At 56.1% G+C, this 25,726-nt stretch carries 22 protein-coding genes; 12 read left to right on the forward strand and 10 right to left on the reverse strand.

Translation table 11 applies throughout. The annotated features are described in order from the left end of the window. The first annotated feature begins 20 nt into the window (after positions 1-20). On the forward strand, positions 21-797 hold the full coding sequence (bioH, locus tag Q3V30_RS01680) for a pimeloyl-ACP methyl ester esterase BioH (protein WP_306209865.1): 777 nt from the start codon (positions 21-23) through the stop codon (positions 795-797). A 164-nt stretch (positions 798-961) separates the two neighbouring features. Continuing rightward, entirely contained in the window at positions 962-1,231 is a 270-nt protein-coding gene (locus Q3V30_RS01685) for a YdgH/BhsA/McbA family protein (RefSeq protein ID WP_306209867.1), read from the forward strand. Positions 1,232-1,274: 43 nt separating this feature from the next. Here Q3V30_RS01685 and Q3V30_RS01690 read toward each other — a convergent pair whose 3' ends face one another. The 5 genes from Q3V30_RS01690 to greB all read right to left on the reverse strand — a co-directional run bounded on the left by Q3V30_RS01690 (position 1,275) and on the right by greB (position 8,685). Continuing rightward, a complete protein-coding gene (locus tag Q3V30_RS01690) occupies positions 1,275-2,963 on the reverse strand; it encodes an alpha-amylase family glycosyl hydrolase (protein WP_306209869.1) in 1,689 nt (562 codons plus the stop codon). 111 nt (positions 2,964-3,074) lie between these two features. Next, the gene (gene feoB, locus Q3V30_RS01695; protein WP_306209871.1) at positions 3,075-5,378 is read right to left on the reverse strand and encodes a Fe(2+) transporter permease subunit FeoB; all 2,304 of its coding nucleotides are present in this window, start codon (positions 5,376-5,378) and stop codon (positions 3,075-3,077) included. 13 nt (positions 5,379-5,391) lie between these two features. Then, a complete protein-coding gene (gene feoA, locus Q3V30_RS01700) occupies positions 5,392-5,616 on the reverse strand; it encodes a ferrous iron transporter A (protein WP_306209873.1) in 225 nt (74 codons plus the stop codon). Positions 5,617-5,781: 165 nt separating this feature from the next. Further along, on the reverse strand, positions 5,782-8,109 hold the full coding sequence (locus Q3V30_RS01705; RefSeq protein WP_306209875.1) for a Tex family protein: 2,328 nt from the start codon (positions 8,107-8,109) through the stop codon (positions 5,782-5,784). 96 nt (positions 8,110-8,205) lie between these two features. Beyond that, on the reverse strand, positions 8,206-8,685 hold the full coding sequence (gene greB / locus Q3V30_RS01710) for a transcription elongation factor GreB (RefSeq protein ID WP_306209877.1): 480 nt from the start codon (positions 8,683-8,685) through the stop codon (positions 8,206-8,208). A 290-nt stretch (positions 8,686-8,975) separates the two neighbouring features. On the opposite strand from greB, the gene ompR reads away from it, so the two are divergent. After that, positions 8,976-9,695, forward strand: a complete 720-nt coding sequence (gene ompR, locus Q3V30_RS01715; protein ID WP_001157751.1) for an osmolarity response regulator transcription factor OmpR — start codon at positions 8,976-8,978, stop codon at positions 9,693-9,695. Then, positions 9,692-11,044, forward strand: coding sequence for a two-component system sensor histidine kinase EnvZ (envZ, locus tag Q3V30_RS01720; RefSeq protein WP_306209878.1), 1,353 nt, complete (start codon positions 9,692-9,694; stop codon positions 11,042-11,044). Before ompR ends, envZ begins: the two co-directional genes overlap by 4 nt. Positions 11,045-11,087: 43 nt before the next feature. Here envZ and pckA read toward each other — a convergent pair whose 3' ends face one another. The 4 genes from pckA to Q3V30_RS01740 form a co-directional block, all read right to left on the reverse strand. Beyond that, on the reverse strand, positions 11,088-12,701 hold the full coding sequence (gene pckA / locus Q3V30_RS01725) for a phosphoenolpyruvate carboxykinase (ATP) (protein WP_306209880.1): 1,614 nt from the start codon (positions 12,699-12,701) through the stop codon (positions 11,088-11,090). Between the two features lie 213 nt (positions 12,702-12,914). Beyond that, a complete protein-coding gene (gene hslO, locus Q3V30_RS01730) occupies positions 12,915-13,793 on the reverse strand; it encodes an Hsp33 family molecular chaperone HslO (RefSeq protein ID WP_306209882.1) in 879 nt (292 codons plus the stop codon). Between the two features lie 21 nt (positions 13,794-13,814). Next, positions 13,815-14,216, reverse strand: a complete 402-nt coding sequence (gene hslR, locus Q3V30_RS01735) for a ribosome-associated heat shock protein Hsp15 (RefSeq protein ID WP_306209884.1) — start codon at positions 14,214-14,216, stop codon at positions 13,815-13,817. Between the two features lie 140 nt (positions 14,217-14,356). Beyond that, positions 14,357-16,495: an intracellular growth attenuator family protein gene (locus tag Q3V30_RS01740; RefSeq protein ID WP_306209886.1), complete on the reverse strand. Its 2,139-nt coding sequence runs from the start codon at positions 16,493-16,495 to the stop codon at positions 14,357-14,359. A gap of 409 nt (positions 16,496-16,904) precedes the next feature. Between Q3V30_RS01740 and nudE the strand changes: the two genes are divergently transcribed. Continuing rightward, a complete protein-coding gene (gene nudE / locus Q3V30_RS01745) occupies positions 16,905-17,471 on the forward strand; it encodes an ADP compounds hydrolase NudE (protein ID WP_306209888.1) in 567 nt (188 codons plus the stop codon). A 73-nt stretch (positions 17,472-17,544) separates the two neighbouring features. Here the strand turns inward: nudE and mrcA are convergent, their stop codons facing one another. Further along, positions 17,545-20,100 carry a peptidoglycan glycosyltransferase/peptidoglycan DD-transpeptidase MrcA gene (gene mrcA, locus Q3V30_RS01750; RefSeq protein ID WP_306209890.1) on the reverse strand — a complete coding sequence of 852 codons (2,556 nt, stop codon included), beginning with the start codon at positions 20,098-20,100 and terminating at the stop codon, positions 17,545-17,547. 117 nt (positions 20,101-20,217) lie between these two features. Between mrcA and pilM the strand changes: the two genes are divergently transcribed. From pilM to aroB, 7 genes are all read left to right on the forward strand, one after another. After that, positions 20,218-21,045 (forward strand): pilus assembly protein PilM, encoded by an 828-nt coding sequence (gene pilM / locus Q3V30_RS01755; protein ID WP_306209892.1) that lies wholly within the window; start codon positions 20,218-20,220, stop codon positions 21,043-21,045. After that, positions 21,045-21,590 carry a PilN domain-containing protein gene (locus Q3V30_RS01760; RefSeq protein ID WP_306209894.1) on the forward strand — a complete coding sequence of 182 codons (546 nt, stop codon included), beginning with the start codon at positions 21,045-21,047 and terminating at the stop codon, positions 21,588-21,590. Before pilM ends, Q3V30_RS01760 begins: the two co-directional genes overlap by 1 nt. Continuing rightward, positions 21,583-22,083 carry a HofO family protein gene (locus tag Q3V30_RS01765; protein WP_306209896.1) on the forward strand — a complete coding sequence of 167 codons (501 nt, stop codon included), beginning with the start codon at positions 21,583-21,585 and terminating at the stop codon, positions 22,081-22,083. Before Q3V30_RS01760 ends, Q3V30_RS01765 begins: the two co-directional genes overlap by 8 nt. Continuing rightward, on the forward strand, positions 22,073-22,468 hold the full coding sequence (locus Q3V30_RS01770; RefSeq protein WP_306209898.1) for a HofP DNA utilization family protein: 396 nt from the start codon (positions 22,073-22,075) through the stop codon (positions 22,466-22,468). The genes Q3V30_RS01765 and Q3V30_RS01770 overlap by 11 nt, the downstream gene beginning before the upstream one ends. Further along, positions 22,413-23,660, forward strand: a complete 1,248-nt coding sequence (hofQ, locus tag Q3V30_RS01775) for a DNA uptake porin HofQ (protein ID WP_306209900.1) — start codon at positions 22,413-22,415, stop codon at positions 23,658-23,660. Before Q3V30_RS01770 ends, hofQ begins: the two co-directional genes overlap by 56 nt. A 386-nt stretch (positions 23,661-24,046) precedes the next feature. Then, the gene (gene aroK / locus Q3V30_RS01780) at positions 24,047-24,568 is read left to right on the forward strand and encodes a shikimate kinase AroK (protein ID WP_004160692.1); all 522 of its coding nucleotides are present in this window, start codon (positions 24,047-24,049) and stop codon (positions 24,566-24,568) included. 52 nt (positions 24,569-24,620) lie between these two features. Further along, positions 24,621-25,709, forward strand: a complete 1,089-nt coding sequence (gene aroB, locus Q3V30_RS01785) for a 3-dehydroquinate synthase (protein WP_306209905.1) — start codon at positions 24,621-24,623, stop codon at positions 25,707-25,709. Positions 25,710-25,726: the final 17 nt, after the last annotated feature.

Consider the following 25,726-nt stretch of genomic DNA (forward strand, 5'->3'; position numbering starts at 1 on the left):
CAAAAACAGGACAATAACGCATGACACAGCTCTACTGGCAGACAATCGGCAGCGGCGATCGCCATCTTGTGATGCTGCACGGCTGGGGATTGAATGCCGGTGTCTGGCAAAGCGTGGTGGAGCGACTCAGCCCGCATTTTTCTCTGCATCTGGTGGATCTGCCCGGTTACGGCCGCAGCCAGGGCTTTGCCCCAATGAGCGTTGAACAGATGGTGGCGACTCTGCTGCCGCAGGCGCCTGAAAAAGCGATCTGGCTGGGCTGGTCACTGGGCGGGCTGGTGGCAAGCCAGCTGGCGCTTACTTCGCCACAGCGCGTTGCCGGTCTGATTACTCTGGCCTCCTCGCCCTGTTTTACCGCCGCGGAAGGCTGGCCCGGCATCAGACCTGAAACGCTTGGCAACTTCCAGCAGCAGCTGAGTGAAGACTTTCAGCGAACCGTTGAGCGTTTTCTGGCGCTGCAAACGTTGGGCACGGAGAGCGCCAGACAGGATGCCCGCCTGCTGAAAAGCGTGGTATTGGCCTTGCCCGCGCCGCAGGCAGAAGTCCTGCACGCGGGTCTGGAGATATTGCGCACGCTGGATCTGCGCGAAGCGATGCAGCACCTGCAGGTACCGCTGCTGCGTTTATACGGCGCGCTGGACGCTCTGGTGCCGCGCAAGGTGGCCGCGCTGCTGGACACCGCCTGGCCGGCAAGCGAATCCGTTGTTATTGAGAAAGCGGCGCATGCTCCTTTCATCTCTCATCCAGCGATCTTTTGCCAGCAACTGATTGATTTCGGCATGAAAATTGAACGTTAATTTGGCGCAAAACTGGCGAATTATTACTTCCAGGTAATAATTATTGAGGTAAGCAGGATCGCTTACTTTGATACCTCTGAGCTGTCCAGGGAGCTGGCTGTGTTCCTCCCTGTCTTCTCATCAAGCGATTGCTTATTCCTAACAACAATACAGGAGTGTCTTTGATGAAAATTTTTAAAACTGTTGCGATTAGCCTGCTGGTAGGCTCTGTCTCTTTTGCGGCCGTGGCGGCTAAAGAAGTGACCAAAGAAGAAGTGAAAACGATGAATCTGGAAAAAATTGGCACGGTAAACACCACGGCCGAGACGACTTCACCAATGGATGCGAAAGCGGCGTTGTCGAAACTGGCGGATGAAAAGGGCGGGAAATACTTCCTGGTCATTGCCGGTCGCGAGCATGGTAAATTTAGCGCAGTAGCAGACGTGTACAAGTAACCGATCTTCCGCAGGCAGGGATTAACCTGCCTGCGGCACTTCTTCAGCTTTTCAGCCACCGGAAAGACCAGGGCGCCAGCTTCAGCGGTGTCTCCCCGTCAAAATTCATCTCACTGGCAATATCGCGATAGCGTCGCGCATCCGGCAGCGTCCAGGAAATTTCTCTGCTGCTCAGATTGTAAACGCACAACAGCGTCTGATGCCCTTTCTCCGACCAGCGATAGAAGGCAAATATGGCATTATCGCTTTCCAGCACCTGCATAGGGTTATCGGGATGAAAAGCTGGCTGGCGGGTTCTCAGCTGGATCAACCGTGACAGCGAATGGTAAACCTGATGCCGTAAGGAATGGCTGTCGCTCAGCGCCGCCTCAATCTCACTGATGGCATATTTCTCCCGGTTGATAGCCCGGTTGTAACCTGCGCTTTTTACGCCTTCCATATCATTACGCGAGCCAAGGATGCTTTGAATGTAGATAGCCGGTACCCCCGGGAAAGCGAGCAGCAGCGCATGCGCCAGCATAAAACGTTGCAGCCGCGTCGTGTCGTCATCCTCCTGTTTATTCAGCGCATCCATATAGGTGACATTGATTTCGTACGGGCTGGTGGTGCCGTCCGGGTTATTTTTATAGGAGATCAGCGCCCCCTCTAACGCCAAATCCCTGACCAGAGAAACGATTTCCGTTTCCGGCAGAATGCCGCGCAGCGGATTGAGTCCAATGCCGTCATGGGAAGCCAGAAAATTAAACCAGGTGGTGGTTCCGTCTGAAGTATCCAGCGTGGAAGCCCACTGTTTCAGCGCACGTGCGGAGCCGTAGTGAATAGCGTGCAGCACCAGCGGCGGCAGAGAGAACTGATAGACCATCTGCGCTTCATCCTGACCGTTGCCCAGATAGCTGATGTTATCTTTATGCGGCACGTTGGTTTCGGTGATGATCACCGTGCCGGGCGCCACCTCGTTGGCGATGGCACGAAACAATTTCACCAGCAGATGCGTTTTTTCGAGGTGGATGCATGAGGTGCCCGGCGTTTTCCACATATAGCCTACGGCATCCAGCCGGACATAATCCGCGCCCTTCGCCAGATAATCCAGCAGCACATTCACCATGCTTAACAGGACGTTGGGATTGGCAAAGTTAAGGTCAATCTGATCGGCGCTGAACGTTGTCCAGATAAAACGGGTATCGCCGTTTGCCATCTTAAACGGCGTAAGCAGAGGCGAGGTGCGCGGGCGCGTCACCGCGCTGAGATCGGTCGCGGGCGGCATGCTGATAAAGAAATCATCCCAGCCGGGATCGCCCGCCAGGAAGTGCTTAAACCAGGCGCTGTGGGCTGACATATGATTGCAGACAAAATCAAACATCAGCCTGGTTTGCTGGTGCAGCTCCGCCACATCTGACCATTCACCGCAAATTCCGTTGACCCGGTGATAATCAATCACCGAAAAGCCATCGTCAGAGGAGTAGGGGAAAAAAGGCAGTAAATGGACAAGATTGAAGCTGGATTGCAGGTGCTGCTGGTAGAAGCGTGAAAGGGTGCGAAGCGTGGGCGCCTCGCTTTCGCGGAACTGATCGGCATAGGTGATCAGCACCACATCCTTTTCGTCCCAGTGCGCTTTCCGCTGATGATCCAGCGTGGTACGCGTGTGACGAATAGCTTCTTCCAGCTTTTCCCTGCAGTGGCGAGGAAAAGTCCCGTCATAAATTTTGTCGAGAAGGGGAGTGATAATATCCATCGTGACGCAGTGAGCCGCCGCATTTATTCAAAGCACGATAGTTTTCACTGTAGACCGTTGAGGCAGGATCGCAACTTCAACCGCCTTAATCGCCGCTATTTTGCGGGAGTATCAGTGACAGCTCCCGCTTTTAGTGCAGCCCGCGCAGTCTTTCCCGGTTATGACCCTGACTTCCAGACGCTCTGGCGGCAAAGCGGTTCGCTTCAGCTTCCACCACAGCAGCAGATTAAAGCCGATGACGGCCAGCACAATCAGGCTGCTGGACAGGGGATGGTCGCTGAAAGTGGCCAGTTGATAAAAAAGCGTGGCCAGCGAATAAGCCAGGTTCAGCCCCCAACCGATAGAGAAGAGCATCCAGCCGCGGCTGCTTTCCCGCGCGATAGCGCCCATCACGGAGACGCAGGGCACGTAGAGCAACACAAAGATCAGATAGCTGTAGGCTGCGGCATCATTAGCGAATTTGCTGTGCATGACGCCCATCGATCCGGCAGCCATTTCGCCATCCCCTTTACTGGCTTCAACGGGATTGAGCAGAACGCTCAGGCTGAATGTGGATTTGATGCCGTCCCAGGTTTCTGTCACCGCCTCTTTGAGTTCGCCTGTGAGGCTGAACGCATCGGGATCAAAAGGCTGCTCGTGCAGCGCTTCGGCGGTATAGAGCGTGTTCAGCGTACCAACAACCACCTCTTTCGCCATCGCCCCGGTTACCAGCCCCACGGTAGCCTGCCAGTTATCGTTGTGGACGCCCATCGGCGACAGCAAAGGGGTTAACGCCCGGCTGACGCTGGCGAGGGCGGAATCATTGATGCTGTCTACCGGCCTGCCGCTGAAAGAGAAGCTGTTAAGCGCGCCAATAAACACGCTGACCAGCACAATAACCTTGCCCGCCCGCAGCACAAAGCTGCTCAGCCGCTGCCAGGCCTGTAAAAGCAGGCTTTTAAGGTGAGGCACATGCCAGGTCGGCAACTCCATAATAAATGGCGAAGCTTCTCCTTTCAGCAGCGTATGTTTCAGGATCAGCCCGGTGAAAATTGCTGCCGCAATGCCCAGCAGATAGAGGCTGAAAACCACCAGCGAGCCGCGCTGCCCGAAAAAGGCGGCGGCAAAGACGGCAAATATCGCCAGCCTGGCGCCACATGACATAAACGGCGCCATCAGCACCGTCATCAGCCTTTCACGCGGCGCATCCAGCGTACGGGCGCCCATCACCGCCGGTACGTTACAGCCAAATCCCACGATCAGCGGCACGAAGGATTTTCCCGGCAGCCCCAGCGCCTGCATCAGCCTGTCCACTACAAACGCAGCGCGCGCCATATAACCCGAGTCCTCCATCAGCGAGAGGAACAGATACATCAGGCCGATTTGCGGCACCAGCGGCATCACGGTATTAATACCGCCGCCCAGCCCCTGCGCCAGAAACAGCGTGAGCGGCAGAGGGAAATGCAGCCCCGCCCCCAGCCACTGCATGCCATGAATAAACAGCGCTGCCGATCCCAGGTCGAACAGCGGCTGCAAAGCGCCACCCAGATTGATCGCCAGGAAAAACATCAGGTACATCACCAGCAGGAAAACCGGCAGGCCCAGCCAGCGATTCAACACTACCCGGTCGAGAAGGGCGGAAAGCCGGTGAGGTGTAGCCAGACTGGCGTTGGTGACGGCCTGGCAAACCGCATTAATCCTCTGATGTCTTGCTGCGGCAATCGCCATTGGCGCTGCCTGCAGATTTGCCAGGGTATGCATCTTTGCGGCCGCTTCAGGTGCCTGAGCCTGACTGTAAATATCCCCTTCCAGCATCTGGACTGCCAGCCACCGGCGCTGGCGCTGCGGCCGACTCTCGGGCATCAGATCGCAGAGCGAGGCAATATGCCGATCTATCTCTGCGGGCCAGCGGACCCGACAGCGGCCAGGCTCTCGGGCAGCGTCGTCAATCGCCTGCCTGAGGCTGTCAATGCCCTTGCCGCGGGTAGAAACCAGCGGGATAACCGGGCAGCCAAGCTGGCGCTCCAGTTCAGCTATATTGATAGCAATCTGCTGGCTGGCAGCAATATCCAGCATATTCAGCGCCACGATGCAGGGAACCCCCAGCGCCTGAAGCTGAAGCGTCAGCCAGAGGTTGCGGGCCAGATTGCTGGCATCCACCACGTTGATCACTAAGTCGGCTTCGCCACTCAGCATATAGTGGCAGGCAATCTGTTCATCCAGCGAGTTGTCGGCAGAGAGGGTGGTGAGAGAGTAGGTGCCGGGCAGATCCACCAGCCGTACGGTATGGCTGGCCGTGGTAAAGCGGCCCTCTTTACGCTCGACGGTAACGCCTGCCCAGTTGCCAACCCGCTGGCGGGCGCCGGTGAGCTGGTTAAACAGCGTGGTTTTTCCAGAGTTAGGGTTGCCAATCAGGCCGATGGTGCAGGTTTTCATTACGCGCTCCTCTCTAACCTAAGGGTGTCAGTTGCAGAAAGGCCAGGTCTTTTTTTCTCAGCATCAGGCTGACGCAGCGGGTTTCGATCTGTACCGGGTCGCCCAGCGGCGCGACACGCCTCACTAAAAAGCGGGCGCCGGGTAACAGCCCCAGCGCGAGCAGTTTTTGCCGGAAGGCTGCGCTGACGTCGGGGGAAAAGCTGACAATTTCATACTGCTGAAGAGGAGTGATTTGCATGGTTCCACCTGGGCGATTAAACAACGCGCCGTAATAATCAACGGTGGCAAGTATAATGAGAACGATTATCGCTATTATTGATGCAGAACAATTTGCGGGGCGAGAGAGGCGGAGCGGGGGGAGATAATCTCAGGGGGCGACATTACGCCGCCGCCCCCTGAAGCCTTAGCGTTTTTTACCGAACGCCGCGGCCAGCGCATCACCCATCGCGCTGTTGTTACTGCCTGCAGGCTGTGCGGCAGGGCGCGGGCGCCCTTTGCCAGCAGGCTTGCCGGCGTCGCGGTTGTTTCCGCCGCCACGACGGGCATTGGTTTCACCCGGCTGCTCATCAAGACGCATTGTCAGCGCAATACGCTTACGCTGCAGATCGACTTCCATCACCTTCACTTTGACGATATCGCCAGCCTTGACCACTTTATGCGGATCATCGACAAACTTATCTGCCAGAGAGGAGATATGCACCAGACCATCCTGATGCACCCCGATATCCACGAACGCACCAAAGTTGGTGACGTTGGTGACCGCCCCTTCCAGTACCATGCCCGGCAGCAGATCGTTCATGGTTTCAATACCTTCAGCAAACTGGGCGGTTTTGAATTCAGGACGCGGATCGCGGCCCGGCTTCTCCAGCTCTTTGATGATATCGGTGACGGTGGGAACGCCGAACTTCTCATCGGTGAAATCGACGGCGCGCAGATTGCGCAGTTCAGCAGGATTGCCCATCACTTCGTTTAGCGCCTGCTGCGTGGCGGCCAGAATGCGCTGCACCACTGGGTAGGCTTCCGGGTGAACGGTAGAGGCATCCAGCGGGTTGTCGCCCTGGTTGATACGCAGGAAGCCCGCGCACTGTTCAAAGGCTTTCGGGCCGAGGCGGCTCACTTTCAGCAGCTGTTGACGATTCTGGAAGCGACCGTTCTCGTCACGCCAGCTGACGATATTCTGCGCCATCATTTTGCTCAGCCCCGCCACGCGCGTCAGCAGCGGCACCGAAGCGGTGTTCAGATCCACGCCGACGCCGTTTACGCAGTCTTCCACCACCGCATCCAGCTTTTTCGCCAGCTGGCTCTGGCTGACGTCGTGCTGATACTGGCCGACCCCGATCGATTTCGGATCGATTTTCACCAGCTCAGAGAGCGGATCCTGCAGACGGCGGGCGATGGAAACGGCACCACGGAGGGAGACATCCAGATCCGGGAACTCCAGCGCTGCCAGTTCGGAAGCGGAGTAAACCGATGCGCCAGCTTCACTGACAATCACTTTCTGCGCCTGCACCTGCGGGAACTGCTTTTGGATATCCAGATAGAAGCGCTCGGTCTCGCGGGAGGCGGTACCGTTACCGATAGCAACCAGCTCAACCTTGTGTTTGATACAGAGCGCAGCCACGGCGGCGGCAGCTTTCGCGGCCTGGCCGGTGTGCGGATAGATGGTGTCGGTGGCAACCACCTTGCCGGTGGCATCCACAATGGCAACCTTCACGCCGGTGCGCAGACCAGGATCCAGCCCCATGGTGGCGCGCATACCTGCTGGTGCCGCCATTAACAGGTCGTGCAGGTTACGGGCAAAGACGTTGATCGCTTCATCCTCTGCGCGTTCGCGCACGGTGCCCATCAGCTCGGTTTCCAGGTGCAGCAGCACCTTGATGCGCCAGGTCCAGCTCACCACCGCTTTACGCCAGCCATCAGCCGGCGCGTTATTCAGGCGCAGCTGCAGGTGATCCATAATGATCTGCTCACCGTGACTCTCCTTCGGCGGCTCATCAAACTGCGGATCGGCGTTCAGAGAGAGCTGCAGAATACCTTCGTTACGACCGCGGAACATCGCCAGCGCACGGTGTGACGGCACGCCAGCCAGCGCTTCGTGGTGATCGAAATAATCGCGGAATTTCGCCCCTTCTTCCTCTTTCCCGGCAATCACGCGGGAAACAAGATGGGCATTTTTCCACAGATAGTCGCGGACTTTAGCCAGTAACGCGGCATCTTCCGCGAAACGTTCCATCAGGATGTAGCGTGCGCCGTCCAGCGCCGCTTTGGTATCGGCAACGCCTTTGTCTGCATCGACAAAACCGGCCGCTAACTGCTCAGGCTGTTGGGAAGGATCCTGCCACAGGGTGTCAGCAAGCGGTTCCAGACCGGCTTCAATGGCAATCATCCCGCGCGTGCGGCGCTTCTGTTTGTAAGGCAGGTAGAGATCTTCGAGTTCGGTTTTGCTCAGCGTGGCGGTAATGGCAGCAGCCAGCTCATCGGTCAGCTTGCCCTGATCGCCGATAGATTTCAGAATCGACTGGCGTCGTTCTTCAAGCTCTCTGAGGTAACCCAGGCGGGTTTCCAGCTGGCGGAGCTGGGTATCGTCCAGGCCGCCCGTCACTTCCTTACGATAACGTGCGATAAACGGCACGGTATTCCCTTCATCCAGCAGACGAACAGCGGCATCAACCTGTTCTGCTCGCGCCTGCAGCTCACTTGCAATTATGCGGCTCAGCGAATCTTTCATCATCGGTTACTTTATGGCTTAAAGACAGCGGACAGTTATACGGATTGCGGGCGGAAAATGCCAGTCAACGGGCGATCCCCGGCGCCTGCAGCGGCGTGATTAGGATTGTTTAACGTAATCGATAGCGACCACGTACCAGTTGGCTTCACCTGCCGGTGTCTGCACCGTGGCCAGGTCACCCACCTCTTTCTTCAACAGCGCACGCGCCATTGGCGAGTCGATGGAGATATAGTCATTGCGGCCAAAAATTTCATCGTAGCCAGCAATACGAAAGCGTTTCAGTTCGCCCTCGTCGTTCTCAATCTCTACCCAGGCACCGAAAAATACTTTGCCCTCCTGCTGCGGGGAGTAATCCACAATCCGCAGCTGCTCAAGGCATTTGGTGAGATAGCGGACGCGGCGATCGATTTCGCGCAGGCGCTTCTTGTTGTACTGGTAGTCAGCATTTTCGCTGCGGTCGCCCAGGCTGGCGGCCCAGGTCACTTTTTTGGTCACTTCCGGCCGTTCCTCCCGCCAGAGAAAGTCCAGTTCCTGCTTCAGCTTGTCGTAACCTTCGCGGGTAATCAGTTGGGTTTTCATCGTAATCCATTTCTTTCTCAGGAATGCTGCGGTTATTTTGTTTCTCGTTGGACACCGATGCAAATCTCTTCGCCATTTTTTTGCTTACGCTTACTGTTTGTTTGTGCAGAGTATTCGCCGGTAAAGAGGTGTGCGCCAGCGCTGATTTTTCTCTCAAAATTAAAGATAAGCTGCTGTTTAATATGCTTTGTAACAATTTCGGCTAGAATATAAACCAATATTGACTGTTACATTCAGGCATCTTTTTTAAGAATAATGGCTCGGGCAATAGCGCCTTTGGGAGTATCGATATGCAAGAAAATTACAAAATTCTGGTCGTGGATGACGACATGCGTTTACGCGCGCTGTTAGAGCGTTATCTGACCGAACAGGGTTTCCAGGTGCGTAGCGTGGCCAACGCGGAGCAGATGGACCGCCTGCTGACGCGCGAATCCTTCCACCTGATGGTGCTCGATCTGATGCTGCCTGGCGAAGATGGCCTCTCTATCTGTCGCCGCCTGCGCAGCCAGAGCAACCCCATGCCGATCATTATGGTAACGGCCAAGGGTGAAGAGGTGGATCGCATCGTGGGGCTGGAGATCGGCGCGGATGACTACATCCCCAAACCGTTTAACCCACGTGAACTGCTGGCCCGTATCCGTGCCGTATTGCGCCGTCAGGCCAATGAGCTGCCGGGCGCCCCTTCCCAGGAAGAGGCGGTGATCGCCTTCGGCAAGTTCAAGCTGAACCTCGGTACCCGGGAAATGTTCCGTGAAGATGAGCCTATGCCGCTGACCAGCGGTGAGTTTGCCGTGCTGAAAGCGCTGGTCAGCCACCCGCGTGAGCCGCTCTCCCGCGACAAGCTGATGAACCTGGCCCGTGGCCGCGAATACAGTGCGATGGAGCGTTCTATCGACGTGCAGATCTCTCGCCTGCGCCGCATGGTGGAAGAAGATCCAGCCCATCCACGCTATATCCAGACCGTTTGGGGCTTGGGCTACGTCTTCGTGCCGGACGGCAGTAAGGCATGAGGCGGATCCGCTTCTCTCCCCGCAGTTCCTTTGCCCGCACGCTGCTGCTGATTGTGACCCTGCTGTTTGTCAGCCTGGTCACAACCTACCTGGTGGTGTTGAACTTTGCGATCCTGCCCAGCCTGCAGCAGTTCAACAAAGTGCTGGCTTATGAAGTGCGCATGCTGATGACCGACCGGTTACAGCTTGAGGATGGCACGCAGCTTGAGGTGCCTCCTGCTTTCCGTCGTGAAATATATCGCGAGTTAGGTATCTCGCTCTATACCAACGCGGCGGCGGAAGAGAGCGGATTACGCTGGGCGCAGCATTACGAATTCCTCAGCCAGCAGATGGCGCAGCAGCTTGGTGGCCCCACCGATGTGCGCGTTGAGGTGAATAAAAACTCCCCGGTGGTCTGGCTGAAAACCTGGCTGTCGCCCGATATCTGGGTCAGGGTGCCGCTGACGGAGATCCATCAGGGCGACTTCTCCCCGCTCTTCCGCTACACGCTGGCCATTATGCTGCTGGCGATAGGGGGCGCCTGGCTGTTTATCCGCATCCAGAACCGGCCTCTTGTGGAGCTTGAGCATGCGGCATTGCAGGTCGGCAAAGGGATAATTCCTCCTCCGCTGCGGGAATATGGCGCTTCTGAGGTTCGCTCGGTTACCCGGGCATTTAATCAGATGGCGGCGGGCGTGAAGCAGCTGGCCGATGACCGGACCCTGTTAATGGCTGGCGTCAGTCACGATTTACGTACCCCGCTGACGCGCATCCGTCTGGCGACTGAAATGATGTCGCAGGAAGATGGCTATCTGGCGGAGTCGATCAATAAAGATATCGAAGAGTGCAACGCCATCATCGAGCAGTTTATTGATTATCTGCGTACGGGCCAGGAGATGCAGTTTGAGCGAGCCGATCTTAATGGCGTGCTGGGTGAAGTGGTGGCGGCTGAAAGCGGTTATGAACGTGAGATCGAGAACGCGGTGATGCCTGCCGAACTGATGGTGGAGATCAATCCGCTCTCGATCAAACGCGCTGTGGCCAATATGGTGGTGAATGCGGCACGTTATGGCAACGGCTGGATCAAAGTCAGCAGCGGCAGCGAACTGCAGCGCGCCTGGTTCCAGGTGGAAGATGATGGCCCGGGGATCAAACCCGATCAGTTAAAGCATCTGTTCCAGCCCTTTGTCCGTGGCGACAGTGCCCGCAGCACCAGCGGCACGGGGCTGGGGCTGGCGATTGTACAGCGTATTATTGATGCGCATCAGGGGACGCTGGAGATTGGTGACAGCGAGCGGGGCGGCCTGCGCATTCGGGCCTACTTGCCTTTGCCTGCCGTCAGTAGCCTGCCTTCTCCGCCAGTGGTCTGAGCGGAAATGGAAAGGGCGTAGTCGTAAAGACTACGCCCTTTTTTTACAGCTGAGGCCCGGCTTTAATCAGGGCTTTTCCTGCCGGCGTATCGGTATATTTATCGAAGTTCGTGATAAACCGCGCAGCCAGGTCGCGCGCTCTGGTTTCCCACTCCGCTTCGTTTGCATAGGTATGACGGGGATCGAGGATCTGGCTCTCCACGCCCGGCAAGGCAACAGGCATCTCCAGGTTGAAGATGGGCAGCGTCACCGTTTCTGCGTCTGATAACTCGTCGTTGAGGATAGCGTTGATAATCGCGCGGGTATCTTTAAGCGAGATCCGCTTGCCGCTGCCGTTCCAGCCCGTATTGACCAGGTACGCCTCTGCGCCTGCCGCCTCCATCCTTTTTACCAGCACTTCTGCATACTGCGTGGGGTGTAATGTCAGGAAGGCGGCGCCAAAGCAGGCCGAAAACGTTGGCGCAGGCTCCGTCACGCCACGTTCCGTGCCGGCCAGCTTGGCGGTAAACCCAGACAGGAAGTGATACTGCGTCTGGTCCGGGCTGAGGCGTGAAACCGGCGGCAATACGCCAAAGGCATCCGCCGTCAGGAAGATCACCTTACGGGCATGCCCCGCTTTGGAGACAGGTTTAACAATATTGTCGATATGCTCAATAGGGTAGGAGACGCGGGTATTTTCGGTCTTGCTGCCGTCATCGAAATCGATGGAGCCATCGGCGCGTACCACCACGTTTTCCAGCAGCGCATTACGGCGAATAGCGTGATAAATTTCCGGCTCTGCCTGCTCAGAAAGCTTGATGGTTTTTGCGTAGCAGCCGCCTTCAAAGTTAAACACGCCATCATCATCCCAGCCATGTTCATCATCACCAATCAGCTGGCGCTTCGGGTCGGTGGAGAGCGTGGTTTTTCCGGTGCCGGAGAGGCCGAAGAAGATAGCCACATCCCCTTTTTCACCCACGTTGGCCGAGCAGTGCATGGAGGCAATGCCCTGTAACGGCAGCAGATAGTTCATCACCGCAAACAGGCCTTTCTTCATTTCGCCGCCGTACCAGGTGCCGCCAATCAGCTGTATGCGTTCCGTGAGGTTGAAAGCGACAAAATTCTCGGAGTTCAGCCCCTGAGCCTGCCACTCCGGGTTAGTGCATTTCGATCCGTTCATCACCACAAAGTCAGGTTCAAAGCTTGCCAGCGCCTGCTCATCGGGGCGAATAAACATGTTTTTGACAAAGTGCGCCTGCCACGCCACTTCGGTAATAAAGCGGACGCTGAGTCTGGTATCGGGGTTAGCGCCGCACCAGGCGTCCACCACAAACAGCCGTTTGCCAGAGAGCTGTTTGGTGACCAGTCCCTTCAGGGCCTGCCAGGTTTCCGCAGAAAGCGGCTGATTGTCATTCTTGCCTTTGCCCTGATCGTTCCACCAGAGCGTGTCGCGGGTGGTCTCATCACGAACGATATATTTATCTTTGGGAGAGCGGCCGGTAAAAATGCCGGTATCCACAGCGATAGCGCCCGATTGGGTGGTTATGCCACGCTCATAGCCGGTCAGCTCCGGGCGTGTTTCTTCCTGATACAGGGTGTCGAAATCGGGATTATAGAGAATCTCTACCGTCTCAGTGATGCCATATGCGACGAGGTCCTGCGGGGTCAGATCACGCATGTTACTGCTCCTTTTCGGCTCTTTGCTGCAACGTAGTTTAGAGGAATGGGTATCCATTAACCGTGATGTCCCGCATGTTCAACCGCCAGCGGAAAACACGATCGCGCGCAGTGTACACGGGTGAGATCGCAGTGAAAGGGAAAAGCAGCAGAAATGAGAGACAGCGCGTGTTGAGCAGGCCAGACCGGTTAAGGCCTGACCTGAAACAGCAAATCAATGAAGGTTTTCGTCACTGGAGAGAGAGCCGTTACGAATAGCCGCGATATCAACCGCATCATAGGTATAGTGGCTGCCGCAATAGTCGCAATGCATATCAATTTTGCCATCTTCAGCGAGGATCTGGTCCACTTCCTCTTCTGGCAGCGTTGCCAGCACTTCGCCGCAGCGTTCATGAGAGCAGGTACAGCGGAAGCAGACGGTTTGCGGATCGTAAACGGTAACTTCTTCCTGATGATAGAGGCGCCACAGCACGTCATTGGCAGGCAGGCCGAGCAGCTCTTCCGTTTTAATGGTTTCGGTCAGCGTTGCCAGATGGGTGAAATCATCGGGATTTGCATCCTGCGCGGGAAGAACCTGCAGCAGAATACCGCCAGCGCCTGGCTTGCCTTCGTGTTCACCCGTGCGGATAAACAGACGGGTAGGAAGCTGCTCTGAACGCATAAAGTAATCTTCCAGACACTCTGCCAGCGTCTCGCCTTCCAGCCCGACCACGCCCTGATAACGCTCGCCTTGCGTTGGGGAGATGGTGATCACCAGATAGCCATTGCCCACCATCTCTTTCAGCGTGCTCTCGGGAGCAATCTCACCCTGCATACGCGCTACGCCACGCATCTCCTGGCGGTTGTTACCGTTAATCACCGCCATAGTGAGCGGGCCGTCGCCCTGAAGCTGAACGGTAATATCCCCGTCAAACTTCAGCGTAGCGGTCAGCAGGCTGGTCGCCACCAGCAGTTCGCCCAGAATGTTTTGCACCGGCAGCGGATAATCGTGTCCGCTGATGATTTCACGCCAGGTTTCGGAAACGGTCACCAGTTCACCACGCACGGCGTAGTTTTCGAACAGATAACGGTGCATTTGGTCTTGATGAGCCATAATTCTCTCTCGTTTGGGCGGCTACTCGTCGCCTGAATTTTTAAATTTCATTAAGTCCCGTCGCTCCTTTTTGTCAGGGCGACGATCGGGGTGCGGCATAGTCAGCGCGTTCATTTTTCGCGCCTGCGCAATCTTTTCCCGTTTCTCAATACTTTCTGCCGTCTCTTCATACATCAGCTGGGCTTCTACAGCGGGACGACGCTGTTCGCCGATCGCCTGAACGACAACGGTACGTTCATCGTTGCCCTGCCGGAGCGTTAACCGGGCGTGAAGCTCCACAATTTTACTCGGCTTGCTACGCTGACCGTTGTAATGAACCTTGCCGCCTTCAATCATCTCACGTGCGGCAGAGCGGGTTTTATAGAAGCGAGCGGCCCACAGCCATTTATCGAGCCGAACCGCCTCTGCGGATTTCTCTTTCATCGCTGCTCCTTGGTGGGAATACCCCTATGTATGGGTGAAACACCGGAATTCAAGGCGCGCTGTTGCAGGTTAATCCGGGGAGAACATAAGGGGAGGTGATTCGCCTTGTCAGTCTTAAAAATAGCATAAAACTGACCGGCTCAGAACAGCGGACGAATACTCTGGCTGGTGCTCAGCGCGGGGCTGAAGCACTTATCATAATAGGTCTGAATGGCGATAATCCGCTGACGGTTACGGTGAATACGCCGCAGCGCCAGCAAACCATTGATCACGAAACAGAGTGCTACCACCAGCAGCAGCAGGCTGGTGCCGAGATAGCGCCATAACGTCAGCGTGTCTGGCGCGTTGTGCAGCGCGATATGCCGCGTGCCGTTCGCATCAGTGCTGATATTGGTCACAATGCCGTTAGCGGAGAAGGGCGTATGCAGCAGCATGCCGGCAAGCCTTTGCAGCTCTGGCCACTGATCGGGTGCATTGTAATCAAACAGCGAGACGGTAGGCGCCTGCTGATTCACTAATTGCCTGCCTTCATCACTGAGGATCAGGAAACCGCCCGGCGGTGGGCTGTTCAGGGCTTCAGCAGCACGTCGCGTTTCCCGGTAGAAGAAAGAGGATGTCGCGGTGTTTACCAGGTTCTCCAGCGCTTCGGCACTGACAGGACGCAGCAGAACGTTCATGCCGTTTAATGCGCCAGAATCTGCACGGTGCACCAGCGTTTCCCAATCTTTGGCATTCCCCAGATTGACCAGGGCGTTTTTCAGCCTGACGCAATCCTGCTCCTGGCTACAGAGCTCCTGCGTTCTCAGCACGATATCGGAGAAGTCATCCAGCAGGATCATGCCCGATTTCTGAATAGCGGTGGCCAGCTGCGGGTTAAGCTTGGGATCGGTGCTGGTCTGGGGATGAAGCTGCTGGCTGGTGGTGCTGAGCAGCGCGGTGGCTTTATCAATAATGTCAGACTGAGGCTGGGGCAGGGGAGCGGCATTATTCCAGTAAACGGCAGAACAGTCGAAAGGCATAAACGCATAGGTGCGGTTGCCCTGATAAGTCGCCGGGATAGAACACATCCCTTCACCGTTCACCTTCAGGCTGTCGCCAACGTGAAGCGACATTTTCTCCAGATCATTTACCGAATGTACCTGCACGCTCTCCGTGCCTTTCAGCCAGGCGATGCTCAGCTTAAGCGGCATACTCAGCGGGATCCACGCCACTAACAGCACCAGCACCAGCAGAGAACCCGCTGCCAGCACTAAATTCTTTTTCCAGCGCTGGATCGGAAAGTTACGCACCTCATCCTGCAGAGAAAGGAAGCGACCCTGGCGGACAACGTGGCGGTTAAGGTAAATATCCACTTCTGTGGATTGCCCCAAATCGTTGGAGACATAGGGCTGCCAGTGAGGGGGATAGATCAGATCAATGATACCCAGCGAAATGTTGCTGACCTGACCCTGATTCGATTCACCGAACAGTCCCCAGCGCTTGGGCGCACCTCTGAGGCAGTGGATTTCCCGCAGATCTTTCTCTGTCGGACGACGGATCAGGAACCAACAGCTCACTACCAGCAGCGCGGTTCCGGCCAGTACCAGCCAGGGCATCAACAGTTCAGGGCCGACCAGGCTGATAAAAAACAGCAGGAACGCGACGCAGATGGCGACCGCTTCCCGCGTGCCGTCCGGGCGGCTGAGCGCATACTCTTCGGCGCTCTCTTTGCGCACGCTAATCAGCTCAATGTTTTCGCTCTCTTCTTTTCTGATCGAGGCGTTTTGCGACACGGGCCGGACAACGGGCGCCAGCGCGGGTTGCTCGTAGACATAATTGACCAGCGAATGGCCATTGAGCGAAATCACCAGCGGAATAGAATGCGTTTTGATCAGCTCGACATAATTCTCTTCCGCAATGTACTGCTCCCATAACGGCGGCAGATGCACTTCTACAGCATCAAGGTAGTAGCGCCACTTGTTGGGTTCATCGGTAGAGAGGCCATAGCGGGTGATTGAGCGGGTGACCGGGTAGACGTTGCTGCTTTGTGAGGTGAGCGTTAACGGCTCTGCCGTCCTGCTCACGCCGCCAGGCAGCGTATTGTCGCGCTGTTTTCCAAGCAGGGAAATATAGCGCTCGACGGCTTTACGCTCGTCCTCGCTTAATTTGCGAAAGGGGGGACTGATAAATGGCAGTGGTTTCGCCAACGGCGGACGATGCCGCATAGCGTACCAGAAGAAACAACCCGCCCCGATCGAGCAAGACAGCATCACAGCCAATATAATGACTATCGTGCTCATGCTTCCCTCATTCCTGCCACGATGCTCCCGTCATTATTATGATGATACCCGGTCATGATCATATCGTTACCGACATTGTGGCGGGTTTAGACGGCTCTGGCAATCCGCTGTGTATACAAAAATAGCGCGCAAAATCATAAAATTAGAATAATAGTATAAGATTCCCTGCGCAAATGTTATCAACCATTACGCATGACCAGTATCGGTATATTCCTATTTTTCCTGGTCCTGATTGACATTAGCGAAAACCTTTTCATCCGCTGTGGCGGAATTGTTATAACCGCATAAAAATAATCCGTGCGATGATTGGCATCCCCGCGCTGGTGCAGCACAATGGGAAGATGACGGTCAGCGCACCGCAACTTCCGGGCTATGATGCTCTTTTTCCGGCTTGACTCCTGGGGCCATAATGACCAGACAACTGCAAAAACCCAAAATTCTTAACGTTGAAGCTGTGGCGCGTTCCCGCCTGTTCACCGTTGAAGCCGTCGATCTGGCATTCAGTAACGGTGCCCGGCGCGTCTATGAGCGGATGAAACCCTCCGATCGTGAAGCGGTAATGATTGTGCCTATCATTGACGATCACCTGATTCTGATTCAGGAATATGCGGTGGGGCTGGAATGCTATGAGCTTGGTTTCCCTAAAGGGCTAATCGATCCGGGCGAAACGCCGTTTGAAGCCGCTAATCGCGAGCTGAAAGAGGAGGCGGGCTACGGTGCTGAAATGCTGGAAACCCTGGGCAAGCTGACGATGGCGCCCTCTTACTTTTCCAGCAAGATGAATATTGTGGTGGCCGAAAATCTTTACGAGGAAAAGCTGGAAGGGGATGAGCCTGAGCCGCTTCCTCAGCTGCGCTGGCCGCTGGACAATCTGCTTGGGCTACTGCAGGAACCCGATTTCCGTGAAGCGCGCAATGTCAGCGCACTGTTTCTGGTACGGGAGTGGTTGGTGAAGCAGGGGCGATTGAGCTATTAAAAAAGCGAACCGGGGTTCGCTTAAGCAGAAAGGGATGCGACGTAAGCCGACGCATCCCTTTTTTGTGGCAGGATCAGAAGAGCTCGTGGCTCTCACCGTTATCCATCAGGGTGGTGCCGACATCATGTACCGAGTACTCGGTTGGCTGTGTGCCCTCGATAAAGTACTCCTGGCGCGTGTTGCCACCGCCGTTTGCCAGCTTGCCAGTGCTGCGATCAATCGTCACCGTCACCACCCCTTCTGGCGGCGTTAGCGGCTGGACCGGTACGCCATCCAGCGCGACTTTCATATAGGCGTCCCAGGCAGGTTGCGCACTTTTCGCGCCCCCTTCGTAGCCAGAAATTTGATCCTTAATGGCGCCGGAAGCGGTGGTACGCCCCAGATCGCGGCGATGATCGTCAAAGCCAATCCAGACTGAGGTCACCACGCCCGGACCGTAGCCAGAGAACCACGCATCTTTCGAGCTGTTGGTGGTACCCGTTTTACCGCCAATATCATTCCGACCCAAATCGCGGCCCGCGCGCCAGCCGGTTCCCATCCAACCCGGCTCCCCGAAGATATTGGAATTGAGTGCGCTTTTAATCAGGAACGACAGCGGCGTGTTAATCACGTGAGGAGCGTACTGCTGTTCACCCTCCTGTTGAACCTGCTGTTGTGAAACCTGCTCAAGCTGGGGCTGCGGCACGGCAGGTTTTTCCCCTTCTTTAGAGACGGCAACGTTTTCCACGCTCTCTTCACTCAGGGCAACGGCTTTTTTCGTGTCGCCGTAAATCACCGGCAGATTACATTCCGGACAGGCGATTTTCGGTTTTTCTTCAAAGAGAGTGTTGCCCTGCTCATCTTCAATCTTGCTGATGAAGTAGGGATCAACCAGGAAGCCGCCGTTCGCCATAACCGAATAGCCGCGTACCATCTGCAGCGGCGTAAAGGAGGCAGAACCCAGCGCCAGCGATTCGGTATGCACGATATTTTGCGCCGGGAAGCCGAAGCGCTGCAGATACTCGGCCGCGTAGTCCACGCCCATGGCGCGCATGGCACGAACCATCACCACGTTCTTCGACTCACCCAGCCCCTGACGCAGACGGATAGGGCCATCATAGGTGGCAGGGGAGTTTTTTGGCCGCCAGTCAGAACCCGCTCCCGCATCCCAGCGTGAGATCGGCACGTCGTTAAGGATGGAAGCCAGGGTCAGGCCACGGTCCATCGCTGCGGTGTAGAGGAAAGGTTTAATATTCGAACCGACCTGACGCAGCGCCTGGGTGGCACGGTTAAATTTGCTCAGGTTGAAATCAAACCCGCCTACAAGCGCGCGGACTGCGCCATTGTGCGGGTCGAGTGAGACCAGAGAGGAGTTCACGTCAGGCACCTGGCCAAGCCACCACTCTGAACCAACCTGGCGAACCCACACCTGCTGGCCAGCCTGCACCACTTCGGTAACAGATTTTGGCGTACGGCCCTGAACGGTATCGGACTTGTAAGGACGAGCCCAGCGCATGCCCGCCAGGTTCAGCGTAACGTTGCTGCCATCACGCAGGGTTGCCGTCGCAGCGTCGCTGTTGGCTTCGGTAATGACCGCCGGGATCAGCGGGCCGTAGACAGGCAGCGCTTTAAGCGTTTTCAGAATTTCAGTGTGGCCCCATGGGTTCTGACCCACTTTCCACAGCACGTTAGCCGGGCCGCGGTAGCCGTGACGCATATCATAGTTCATCACGTTATCCTGCACCGACTTCTGAGCAGCCAGCTGCAGTTTGCGCGTGATGGTGGTGGTGACTTTGAACCCGTCGTTATAAGCATTATCGCCATAACGTTTTACCATCTCCTGACGAACCATTTCTGTCAGGTAAGGGGCTGAAAACGCAATTTCAGGCGCATGGTAATTGGCAACCAGCGGCTCGATGCGGGCATCCTGGTACTGAGCCTGGGTAATATATTGCTGATCGAGCATGCGGCTTAACACCACATTGCGGCGCTGAACGGCGCGTTCATGGGAGTAAAGCGGGTTAAACGTTGAGGGCGCTTTTGGCAGACCGGCGATCATCGCCATCTCGCTAAGAGAGAGCTGATCGACATTTTTGCCGAAATAGACCTGTGCAGCAGCACCCACGCCATAAGCGCGGTAACCCAGGTAGATCTTGTTCAGATAAAGCTCAAGGATCTCATCCTTGGTCATCATCTGCTCAATGCGGATGGCAAGAAACGCCTCTTTGATTTTACGCATCAGCGTGCGCTCAGGGCTGAGGAAGAAGTTACGCGCCAGCTGCTGAGTGATGGTGCTCGCCCCTTGCGAAGCGTGGCCAGAGACCAGGGCAATACTCGCCGCACGGAAGATCCCGATAGGGTCGACCCCGTGGTGCTCGTAGAAACGGCTGTCCTCGGTGGCGATAAACGCCTTCACCATCTCAGGGGGGATCTGCGGCAGCTTCAATGGGATACGGCGCTTCTCACCATACTGAGCAATCAGCTCATTATCGGCACTGAAGACCTGCATAGGCGTCTGAAGACGCACATCTTTCAGCGTGGCGACGTCGGGCAGCTGAGGCTCTATGTATTTGTACAAACCATAGATCGAGCCTGCTCCCAGCAAAATGCAACACACTGCAAGGATCAAAAAATACTTTACGAACTTCACCTGATATTTTCCATTCTCAGTCGATTGGGCAGTTTATAAACAATCGCGCGGTAGTATAAAGGCAAGCCTGAAGCTTGGATACGTTATTCATTACTGACGATATGGAGATCGCGCTTAATGGCATTTCAGACATGGCAAGTCGGCCTGGATATTCAAAACGGGCAGCTTTGCGCCCTCGGCATCCAGCGTTGTCGCAACGGCTGGCAACTTCGCCACTGGTGGCAGCATGCGTTGCCGCAAGATACGTTAGTTAACGGGCTGCTGCAACGTCCTGAACCGCTGATCCCCCTTCTGCAACGCTGGCGTAAGCTGCTGCCTTATCGCCTCTCGCTGCGGGTGGGATTTCCGCCGCAGCTGGTTCTGCAACGGCAGGTTGAACTGCCGGGCACCCAGTTACGTGAGCCAGAGCGTAGCAGGTACATCACCGCAGCGGCGAGGCGATTTTTCCCAATTGAACCGGAGACGCTGGCGCTCGACTACCGGGCAGATGCGGAGCAGCAGCAGGCTCTCTACATCACCGCGGCACGTCGTGACGCGCTGCAGGCGTGGCTGCACTGCCTTGAACGGGCCAGCCTGAAGGCAAACGTGCTGGAGCTGACGCCCGCCGCGCTCTGTGCTTTGTCCAGCTCGCTCTCGCTCACGCCTTCCGCAGCATTAGTGCACCGGCTGCACGATCACTGGTTGTGGTACACGGCGCAGCCAGGGCATCCACGCTGGGGATGGTGTTCCCTGCAGGAGGCACCCGATTTTGCCGCTCTGCAACAGAAGCAGCTGGCGACGATTAACGCATTCTACTACAGCTCCGTTCTGGAAGAGCCTCTTCCCGTCTCTGCGCAATGGCTGGATCCGTTAGCGGCTTTCTCCCTGAAACACCCCCCTTTACCTCAGTTTGCCGGAGCTTTCTCTCTGGCGGCAGGGCTGGCGCTACGACCGGGAGATGCCTGATGGTCTGGGTCAATCTTCTGCCGTGGCGAGCCGAACGGCTTAAAAGTCAGTGGCAGCGCTGGCTGCTGGTGATGGGGGTGCTGATGTTGATGCTGCTAACAGCGAGCGTGCCGCTCTGGGGGCAACAGGCGTTGAACCAGCAGAACATTAAGCTGATTGAGCAGGTTCATCAGGCGCAGCAGAACGTCAGGCAACAGCTGAAGCAGTTAACGTTACTGGAAGCGGAACGGGAGGCGCTGCGTCACTCAACAGCAAACCAGCTCAGGCGCAGAGAAGCGCTTAAGCAGTGGGCTCTTTTTATCCGCAATCTGACAACAGCAATGCCCGATACGCTGTGGCTGACTGGCCTTACGAAAAGTCAGCAGAGTCTGACAGTTTCAGGAGTTTGCCAGGGCGTCAGCGATCTTGCTGCTTTCCGCCAGCGTTTGCAGGAGATGGCGCTGATTGCACAGGTGAAAATGGGCACGTTAAGCCGGAGCAAAGAGGGCCAGATGCTTTTTCATCTGCTTGCTTCACTCAGTAGGGAGAATCGTGCCGATGAGTAAACTTTTCTATCGCTGGTTAAGCTGTTCCCTCTGGCTACAGGGTGGTTCCGTGAGCCTCTTTTTCACCCTGCTGGCGGGGCTTTTGTGGGGATTCTGGGGGGCACCTGTGCAGCAAAACAGCCTCAGACTGATCCAGCTGCAGCGGCAGCAGATGGGTGACTATCAGCAGCTTATGCGCTCTCTGGCAGCAAAGGGGACGCTGGCGGGTATTGCGTCTGAGATCGCACAGCTCAAACAGGCAGCAGAACCTGGCGGGCGCGAGGTTTTCTCACTGCAGAGGCTGACAGAAGTAACAAAAAGCTCCCTGGCAGAGTGGCAACCCGCCAGCCAGGGAGGGAGTCTGGCTCTGCTGCTCACCTGGCCGCAGGTTGAGAGCGTATTCAGCTATCTCAGCTCGCTCCCGACGGGCGTGGCGCTACCGGACTTCACCCTTAAACCGGAAAAACAGCAGTTACGTCTGCACTTATCGCTGGCCGTAAAAGATGAGCGCTGACCTCAGAATAAATTGGCGGCTGGCGGCAAGCCTGTTCCTGCTGTTGACGGCAGAGTGCCAGGCCAGCAGGGATCCCTTCAGGCCTGTTGAGGCTGCCTGCCGACAGGAACAGGTTGTTCCTGAGGGCTGGCGACTAAAAGGGATCGTCGGGCAAAAACAGGATTACCGCGTCTTATTGCTAACGGTAAACGGAAAATGGGCACAGCGACGCCAGGGGGAGCCAGTGGATGAGCACTGGTATCTGCTTAACGTTGGCGCGCTCAGCATTACGCTGGGCGATCGAAAAGGGTGCCAGTCGCCAGTAGAAAAACGCTTAAAAGGAAGCCTCTATGAAAGGGATGATTTGCCTGCTGTTCCTCCTCTGCTTACCGCTTTCTCGGGCTGAAAAAAGCCCCCTCTCTCTGGCATTCGACGAGGCGCCGGTTGGGCAGGTTTTTCAGGCCCTTGCCGCCTGGAAACAGCTCAATCTGGTGGTGGCCCCGGAGGTGAGCGGCACGCTGTCAGTGAGGCTGGATAATGTTGCCTGGGAGCAGGCCATCGCGCTGGTTGCCAGAATGGCTAAGGTTACCATTGAGCAGCAGCAGAATGTCCTGCTGGTCTGGCCGGAAAGCAGGCTCCTGGAGCAGCAGCGTCAATTGGAAAAAGCGCGGGAAAAAGCGGAGGCCGAACTGCCATTAATCACAGAGGTGCTGACGCTGGCCCATGCCGATGCCAGTACGGTCAACAGCAGTTTGCTGGCTGAACGGGCGAAATTAATGAGTGGGCGCGGTAGCGTGACCGTGGATACCAGAACCAACAGCCTGCTGTTACGGGAGACTGAACCGGCTCTGGAAGCGATCCGCCGCTGGGTGCATGCTCTTGACGTCCCGCTTGAGCAGATTGAGCTGGCGGCACATATCGTCACCATCAACGAGGAGAGCCTGCGGGAGCTGGGCGTGCGTTGGGGGCTTTCCGGCGAGGAACAGATTACCCGTGCCTTACGCGCCAGCCAGTTCAGCGTTAATTTGCCGGTGACGGAAGCCGCGCTGACGGCGGGTTTCACGCTGGCCAGGCTGGATGGCCGGCTGCTTGATCTGGAGCTGAGCGCGCTGGAGCAGGAGAGCAAGCTGGAGATTATCGCCAGTCCGCGCCTGTTTACCTCTCATCAGCAGACTGCCAGCATTAAGCAGGGCACCGAAATCCCTTATGAAGTCTCCAACGGCAGCAATGGCAATACCCGCGTTGAGTTTAAGGAGGCGGTGCTGGGGATGGAGGTGACGCCGGTTGTACAGCATGACGGGCGGATTTTACTCAAGCTGCATCTTTCACAAAATGTGCCTGGCCGCACGATGCGCAGCGGAGAGGGGGAGTACCTGGCTATCGATAAACAGGAAATCCAGACTCAGGTCACGCTGAAAGATGGGCAAACGCTGGCATTAGGGGGCATTTTCCAGCGTGAAAATGCCAACGGACAACGAAAGGTGCCGCTGATTGGCGATATTCCGATAGTGGGGTCGCTTTTTCGTTATGATATTCATCAGCAAAAACGGCGGGAATTGGTGATCTTCATCACGCCACGACTGATCCGTGACGAGTAATGCGTTTTTTAGTGCAAACTGAGAAAGCAGATGCTTTTTTCTGGCAATGAAGGCATATGCGTTTGACGCAAGAGCCGAATTAGCTTACAAGGTTTAGCGATTTTGATTTATGGGCCTCGGTTTGGCTTCAGAGAATGCATAGAACCCGTTTTTTATCGTGCGCAACCGGCGTAGCCGATGCAGTGACATCGGGCTGATAAATGAAGCGGACTGAAACGCGCCCTGAGTGCGCAATGGGCAAGGTCAATTTAATCGGTTGCCAAAACACCTTCAGTGTTGAGATAATTTTCATCTGACTCTCGCACTATCGCTCATGAGGTTTCAGTTCATGTCCTGTCCGGTTGGACGGGGTATCATTAACGAATTGTCTTAGTAATACCGAAAAAATGGCAGAGAAACGCAATATCTTTCTGGTTGGGCCTATGGGTGCCGGCAAAAGCACTATTGGGCGTCAGTTAGCTCAGCAACTCAATATGGAATTTTTCGATTCCGATCAAGAAATTGAGCGACGTACCGGAGCGGATGTGGGTTGGGTGTTCGACGTCGAAGGCGAAGAAGGCTTCCGCGATCGCGAAGAAAAAATCATCAATGAACTCACCGAGAAGCAGGGCATCGTGCTGGCTACCGGTGGCGGTTCTGTGAAATCACGCGAAACCCGCAACCGTCTTTCGGCTCGTGGCGTAGTGGTGTATCTGGAAACCACCATCGAGAAGCAGTTAGCCCGTACTCAGCGTGACAAAAAACGCCCTTTGCTGCAGGTGGAATCCCCCCCGCGCGAGGTGCTGGAAGCGCTGGCCGATGAACGTAATCCGCTTTATGAAGAGATTGCCGACGTGACGATTCGTACTGATGACCAGAGCGCTAAAGTGGTCGCGAATCAGATTATCAACATGTTGGAAAAGAGCTAAGTTCCGCTCTGACCGCCTGCGGGCCAAAGTAATAAAAAGGTGATAACGCTTCATGGAGAAGATTACCGTCACTTTGGGGGAGAGAAGTTACCCCATTACCATAGCTGCCGGATTGTTTAACGATCCGGCTTCGTTTTGGCCGCTTAAGGCGGGCGATCGGGCCATGCTGGTCACTAACCAGACGCTGGCCCCTCTCTACCTGACACCTCTTCGTCAGCAGCTGGAAAGCGCTGGCGTAGAGGTAGACCAGACGATCCTTCCCGACGGCGAGCAGTACAAGACGCTGGAGGTGATGGATCGGGTCTTTACCGCACTTCTGGAAAAACCTCACGGTCGCGATACAACCCTGATCGCCCTCGGCGGTGGGGTGATTGGCGATCTCACCGGGTTTGCGGCGGCGAGCTATCAGCGCGGCGTGCGCTTTATTCAGGTTCCTACCACGCTGCTCTCCCAGGTTGACTCCTCTGTGGGAGGAAAAACCGCCGTCAATCACCCGCTGGGTAAAAACATGATCGGCGCGTTTTATCAGCCCGCTTCCGTGGTGATCGATATCGACTGCCTGAGCACGCTGCCACCGCGTGAGCTGGCGTCTGGTCTGGCGGAAGTGATCAAATACGGCATCATTCTGGATGGCGAATTCTTTACCTGGCTGGAAAACAATCTCGATGCTTTGCTGGCGCTTGATGCCAAAGCGATGACCTGGTGCATTCGCCGCTGCTGCGAGCTGAAAGCAGAGGTTGTGGCGGCAGACGAGCATGAGCATGGCCAGCGTGCGTTGTTGAATCTGGGGCATACTTACGGTCACGCCATTGAAGCCCATATGGGGTACGGCAACTGGCTACACGGTGAAGCTGTGGCGGCCGGTATGGTGATGGCGGCAAGAACCGCCGAGCGTCTGGGATCGTTCTCAGCGCAGGAGACCAGCCGGATTATCGCATTGCTGCAGCGGGCAGGCTTGCCCGTTACCGGGCCGGAGAGCATGTCCGCTGAAGCCTATTTGCCGCATATGCTGCGCGACAAAAAGGTGCTGGCGGGGGAGCTGCGTCTGGTGCTGCCTCTGACTATCGGTAAAGCGGAAGTGCGCAGCGGCGTTGCACATGATACGGTGCTGGCTGCTATTAACGACTGTCAGCCAGGCTGAAAGCGTTAGAACGGGTT

The organism is Erwinia pyri (assembly GCF_030758455.1).
GTDB lineage: Bacteria > Pseudomonadota > Gammaproteobacteria > Enterobacterales > Enterobacteriaceae > Erwinia > Erwinia pyri.